Source organism: Subdoligranulum sp. APC924/74, from assembly GCF_003324125.1.
GTDB lineage: Bacteria > Bacillota > Clostridia > Oscillospirales > Ruminococcaceae > Gemmiger > Gemmiger qucibialis.
In genome coordinates this window covers 1-6,237 of sequence record NZ_PSQF01000129.1, presented here as the reverse complement: position 1 = coordinate 6,237, position 6,237 = coordinate 1, and the positions used below count along the sequence as shown (strand labels likewise).

6 protein-coding genes are annotated in these 6,237 nt (G+C 54.0%); 4 read left to right on the top strand and 2 right to left on the bottom strand.

Annotated elements, in window-relative coordinates:
- Positions 1-424 precede the first annotated feature (424 nt).
- The 4 genes from C4885_RS15060 (at position 425) to C4885_RS15045 (ending at position 4,478) form a co-directional block, all read left to right on the top strand.
- Positions 425-1,366, top strand: a complete 942-nt coding sequence (locus tag C4885_RS15060; protein ID WP_114001121.1) for a magnesium transporter CorA family protein — start codon at positions 425-427, stop codon at positions 1,364-1,366.
- A gap of 118 nt (positions 1,367-1,484) precedes the next feature.
- Entirely contained in the window at positions 1,485-2,045 is a 561-nt protein-coding gene (locus C4885_RS15055) for an RNA polymerase sigma factor (RefSeq protein ID WP_114001120.1), read from the top strand.
- Positions 2,046-2,197: 152 nt separating this feature from the next.
- Positions 2,198-3,448, top strand: coding sequence for a hypothetical protein (locus C4885_RS15050; RefSeq protein WP_147237861.1), 1,251 nt, complete (start codon positions 2,198-2,200; stop codon positions 3,446-3,448).
- 145 nt (positions 3,449-3,593) lie between these two features.
- Positions 3,594-4,478 carry a glycosyltransferase family 2 protein gene (locus C4885_RS15045; RefSeq protein ID WP_114001118.1) on the top strand — a complete coding sequence of 295 codons (885 nt, stop codon included), beginning with the start codon at positions 3,594-3,596 and terminating at the stop codon, positions 4,476-4,478.
- A gap of 155 nt (positions 4,479-4,633) precedes the next feature.
- On the opposite strand, the gene C4885_RS15040 is transcribed toward C4885_RS15045, so the two are convergent.
- Positions 4,634-5,017, bottom strand: a complete 384-nt coding sequence (locus C4885_RS15040; protein WP_114001117.1) for a metal-dependent transcriptional regulator — start codon at positions 5,015-5,017, stop codon at positions 4,634-4,636.
- Positions 5,018-5,171: 154 nt separating this feature from the next.
- Entirely contained in the window at positions 5,172-5,963 is a 792-nt protein-coding gene (locus C4885_RS15035) for an Ig-like domain-containing protein (protein WP_207657606.1), read from the bottom strand.
- Between the last annotated feature and the right edge of the window lie 274 nt (positions 5,964-6,237).

The window sequence follows — 6,237 nt, the reverse complement described above, 5'->3', positions numbered from 1 at the left end:
TTTTTGAGCTTTCCAAACGCCTTTTTAAAAGCTTTCCACCCGCACGCTGTCCGGTTCCCCGCTGCGTTTTTGCTGGTACATCGCTTTTATTTGACTTTTGAAGAGCTGCTGTCTTGCGCGACAGCTTATTTATAATACCACACTTTCGCCTAAAGTCAACACCTTTTTTCGGTTTTCTTCATAATTTTTTCGATTTATTTTTGGGCAGGGTGCATATGGACGCTTTAACGTGGTTTCTCTATTCCTTTTCTTTTTGTCCCCGTTTTTTATCCTTTCCCCCACATCTTCCTATAATACAAATAGCCTTCTCCATCCCCTGCTTCCCCATCTTTCCCAAATCATTTATCTTCCATACTTGCGCTTTGGGTCCAAAGCAAGTATACTAAAATCTGTGATTTAACAAAGAAATGATGGTGATCTTTCCATGCTGGCGATATACGAAACCGTCAACCGGCGCTTAACCCGCGCAGACGAAATTGAGGAAGGCACATGGATCTGCCTGACTGCCCCCAGCCAGGAGGAGATCCGCGAGGTTGCCGCCACCTTAGATATTGAGCCCGCTGATGTGCAGGCCGCCCTTGACCCGGAAGAATCCGCGCGTATCAGCCTGGAAGATGGTTATACCGTCATCATTGTGGATATACCCTTAAAGGTGGATGGCGCCGCCGAGGGCGTATACACCACCATTCCCCTTGGTATTCTGTTGACCCAGACCACCATCACCACGGTTTGCTCCGTAGATACCCCCGTATTGTCTGATTTCGCTTCCTGCCGGGTGCGCGGCTTTTCTACTAAAAAGAAGATGCGCTTTGTGTACCAGATTCTGTACCGCGCCGCCACGATGTACCAGCAGGAGCTGCGCCTGATCGACCGCCGCCGCCAGGAAATTGAGAAAAACCTGACCGGTACCCTGCGCGATAGTGACTTGATGGAGCTGCATGGGTTGGAATCCACCCTGGTATATTTCGCAACCTCACTGCGTGCCAACAGCACGGTTTTGGACCGGTTGACCCGCTACAAGCGGCTGGAACAGTACCCTGATGACATGGAACTACTGGACGATGTAATCGTTGAGATTCGGCAGGCCATTGAGATGACCAGCATCTACCGCGATGATATCAAGGGCACCCGCGAGCTGTTCAGCTCAATTTTGGATAACCGCCTGAACAATGCGATGAAGTACCTGACTTCCGTTACCCTGTTGATGGCTGTCCCGACCGTTATTTCCGGTTTGTATGGCATGAACGTGGACATTGACGGCATGCCGTTTTCCGGTTCTGATTATGGATTTGTCATTGTCTGCTTGCTTACGCTTGCTATTTGTGGGATTGCTGCCTGGGTACTGCACAAAAAACATATGCTCTGATTTGTATTATTTGCCGCATCCCGCCCGCCGGGGTGCGTTTTTTTACTTTTCTGCCTGTAACATTTGGGGGTGATTCCCCTATTATATAAATAGTAAGAGGAAAGCGAGGTGTGCCGCAATGACTGATGCCGACATTGTTACGCTGTACTGGGCACGGGACGAGCAGGCCATTGCACAGACCGCACAAAAGTTTGGCGCCTATTGCCGCAAGATTGCCATGAACCTGCTGGGCAGCCAGGAAGATGCCGAAGAATGCGAAAATGACACCTGGATGGCCGCCTGGAACAGCATGCCGCAAAACCGGCCGGACAAGCTTGCACCCTACCTGGGGCGCATTACCCGCAACCTGGCACTGGACCTGCGGGAGCGGCAAAATGCCAAAAAGCGCGGCGGCGGCCAGACCGAAGCCGTGCTGGAAGAGCTGGAATTTTGCCTGCCCGCCGGAGACCACACCGCGCAGGAGGTAGAAAGCGCTGAAACAGCCCGCTCCATCAGCGCGTTTCTGCGCAGCCAGCCGGAGCAGGCACGCAACATTTTTATTCGGCGGTACTGGTACTGCGACGCCACCGCCGACATTGCCAAGCGCTACGGTATTGGCGAAAGCAAGGTGCGCGTTACCCTGCACCGGATGCGCACCAAACTGAAAGCCTACTTAGAGAAAGAAGGTGTCTGCCTGTGAGCTCCCGCGATTTATTCCGCGCGATCGGGCAAATTGATGATGATTTGATTGAATCTGCCAACAAAACCCCCGTAAAGCACACCATTCCGTTGCAATTCCGGCATTTTGTTCCGGCAGCAGCTTGTTTTTGTCTTGTTTTGTTAGGGGCGGCGATGGTCAGTCAGGACCGTTCCGCCGGGGTCAGCCAGGCCGCCGAGACCGCTGATCTGAACGAAAGCGCCCCCGCCTATGAGGAATCCAACAGTCCCGATACCTTCAGCGCATTCAGCATGGAGGGCAGTGAACCAGATGCCGCCGCAGACAGCGTTGCCGATGCCCCGTTGTCCTCCTCCCTGAAATCCACGATGCATGACAGCAGCCCCTTGCAGGCTCTGAGCGATATTTTGCTTGGCAGCGGCGCTTCCGGCAGTTCTTCCCTGCTGGCCCACAGTGCCGATGAGCTGTATTTCGGCGAAAGTCTAATTTTAGGCAGTTCCGCGGATGTTGTTCTCCCTGCCAGCCTGCCGGTCTACCGCAACAGCCTGCTGGATGCCGCCGACAATACCGATGCCATGAAAGCCCGTCTTCGCACGGTGCTGGATGCTCTTGGGCTGGATACCACACTGGCTGACACCGCCACGTTCAGTAGGGACAGCGCCGATACCATCTCCAAAACAGTATCTAATATAAAGGAATCCGCCGAGCAGAACGGGTGGGATGCAGATTCTTCCGTGCTGAATTATCTCTCTGATGCCGCACAGCTGCAGCTGAACATTCCCGAAAGCGACTGGCCCGGTGGGCTGACAATCACCGTCTCCAACGACCTGTGCACCAGTGTGGTCTGCAACAGCTCTGCCGAGGTGAAGACCTTTGCCGCCCTTGCGGAAGAGCGCGTGATTGCCGCCGACCTGCAAGAGAAATACGGTTCCCTCTTTACCTCTCTGCTTGGCGGTGAATATACCGATGTGACGGATGGAGGCGACAGCACGATCTACGGCCAGCCCTCTTCCCTCTTTGTCAAGTTCGCGGCGGATTCTTTCCATTACTTGCTGGTCAGCGTAGATACCGACGGCAATCTGTTGAGCCTGCATGAAACGGACCGCACCGTGGAGCCCCTGGGCGAATACACCAGCGTTTCCCGCGCCGAGGCTGACAAGCGGCTGGCCAACGGAGAGTTTTTGACCGACAGCTACACGGCGGAAGCGGTTGACCCCGCCGCAGAGCCGGAGCACCTTGCCAACCTGCGCCTGACCTATGTGCAGGGGAGCGCCGCCTACTACCTGCCCATGTGGGAATACACGATTGATGAGGGCCCCGCTGCCCTGGGCGACGGCGATGATGTCGACCAGACGCTGCACACCTTTTCTGCCTACTATGTGCCCGCTGTGGAGCTGGACGGAATCGACGTCCTAAAAAACAAATAAAGCCAGCAAAACCATACCGCAGGCCGAACCGCAACACCAAAATGTTCCGGGGCACAGCCTGCGGTATTTGTGTTATTGCAAAATTGCAGGTTCTGCGTTATAGTAAAGACAACAACCTAACCGTTTTTATATAAGGAGGCCCGCCATGCCTACCGAACCGCAGAACCAGCCGCTAGTCAGCATTATTGTTCCTGTTTACAACGCAGCAGACCATATTGCCCGCTGTATTGAGAGCATCCGCCGCCAGACCTACCGGAATTTGGAGATCATTCTGCTCAACGATGGCAGCAAGGATGTCAGCTATGCCGTCTGCCAGAGCTATGCCGGTATTGACCGCCGCATTGTGGTGATCGACAAAAACAACAGCGGAGTTTCCGCCACCCGCAACCTTGGCATGCAGGAAGCCCACGGCAAATACTTTCAGTTTGTGGATGCGGATGATTTCATCCAGCCCTATGCCACCGAGCTGCTGGTACAGAAAGCGGAAGCCAGCCACGCCGATATGGTGATTGCCCACTACAACCGCATTGAACCACCGGTCAGCTTGCCCAAAACCATGCGGGATACCGTGGTGGAGCGTGTGCTGGACCCCATCCTGGATCCGCAGCACCGGGTGCAGACTTTCGGCTTTTTGATGGAAGGCCCCCTGAATAAAGACGCATTTGCCTGTGGCCTGATGCAGGAGCCCGCCAGCTTTTATTACGGCGTGATGTGGAACAAGCTCTACCGCGCCGACATTGTGCGTGAGCACCCCGATGTGCGCTGCAATGAGGAACTGGACTACAGCGAGGACCTGTATTTCAATCTAAGCTTTATCCGCTACGCCCAGCAGTTCTATGCGCTTTCCACCCCCATTTACAACTATGTGCAAAACCCAGACAGCGCCGTGCACCACCTGAACCCCTTTGATGTGCTGACCACTCGGTTTGAGCTGACCACCTATTACAAGGATCTGTTCAAGCACATTGGCCTGTATGAAGAAAACAAGTACCGCCTGAACAAGTTCTTCTTTGGTGTTGCGGAAAGCTGAAGCAATCCCGCATGATTCTATTACCGCCCCGGCAGAGTTTTTTGCCGAGGCGGATTTTATTTGGCTCTATATCACATACAGCGCGCACACTGCAGCAAAAATGCCCCGGACGAAAAACGTTTCTCGTCCGGGGCATCATGATTCTTATAAAAAACTCAGGATTCCTTCAGCATATGCTGGCTTTCGGCAAAAGCCACCAGCTTTTCAAAGGTTTCTGCGCTCAGGTCATGCTCGATCTTGCAGGCATCGTGGGAAGCAACGACAGGGTCCACACCCAGTGCAACAAAAAAGCGGGTCAGCTTTTTGTGGCGGCCATAAATCCGGGTGGCAATTTCCAGTCCCGGCGGCTCCAGGGTGATATACCCAGCACCATCCATCGAAATATAACCGGCCTGACGCAGATTTTTCATTGCAATGCTCACGCTCGGCTTGGTAACGCCCATCTCGGTAGCGATGTCGATGGAGCGGACTTCCCCGTTGCGTTCTGTCAGCATCAGGATCTTTTCCAGGTAATCCTCTGCGGATTCATAGATTTTCAACGACACTGCCTCCTTTGTGGACTTGCCATCTGTCATATTGCTATAAAATTATAGTGTTATCTTAACACATTTTTTCAATTTTGGCAAGTGTAATACTTTTTGTTTATCTTTCCGTTTTTTCTTTGCTTTTTGGGCGGATTCTCACGGTCAGGCATCATTCCGTGCTCTTGCTCTTATCGAACAACCCGCCAAAAAAGTTTGCCACGGTGCTGCCTGCTTTCTTCAAAAATTCGCGGAACGGTTCTCTTGTTTTTTCGTCAGCAGCCGTTGTTTCTTCCCGGGTTGCAGCTGGGGCTTCGGTTGCTCTTGGCATTTCGGGCGGGGCCGCAGTTTCCGGCGTGGCCGTTTTTGCTGTTTCGGGTGTGGCGGCGCTTTCCGGTGTTGCCGGAGCTGCACTTTCGGGGGTAGCCGTTTCCGGGGTAGCGGTCTCTGGAGTAGCAGCAGTTTCAGGCGTTGCGGATTCAGCACTCTCCGGCGTGGCTGTTTCCGGGGTCGCCGGCGCAGCGCTCTCCGGCGTGGCTGTTTCCGGGGTCGACTGGGCAGCAGTCTCCGGGGTCGCGAGGGCTGCGCTTTCCGGCGTGGCGGCTTCCACAACATTAATGTTCACTTCGGCATAAAAATCCAGGTCCACACAGCTTACCAACACGGTTGCCGTGCCGGGGGTCACAGCGGTCACGTTGCCGTCCTGGTCTACTGCGGCCACACTGGGGTCAGTCGAAGCAATATGTACCACTGCATCGGTCACAGCTTGGGCAAACTCTGCCCGGTCCTGCGGCGTAATATCGGAAAGGCTGCCGGTAAACCGCAGCTCCCCGGCCAGTGCGCACTGCTGGCCAACGGCAAGCTGCACTTCATGCGGCAGGGCAAAATCTTCTGCACTGCACCCACACAACAGGCAAAGCGCTGCTGCCAGCGCGGCCAAAATCCAAATCCTGAACTTTTTCATACCGGTTTCCGTTCCTTTCTGCGGCAGTGGTGCATACATCTTAAAATGCGCCTTATCCTGCCAAAAAGCTTTCTGTAATAACGAACATCGCACGAAGTACAATTTTAGGGCAACACCGCACAATTCCCGCCTGACGGCTTAAACACCGCTCCGGCGGCTGCGGCACGGCATCTGCGTTGCCAAAATGCTCGATAAGACATCCAGTATTATCTGCGCTTTTGGCTTAGCATCTGCCGCACCTCGCTCGCCGTATCGGCACTTAGAATTATGCGGT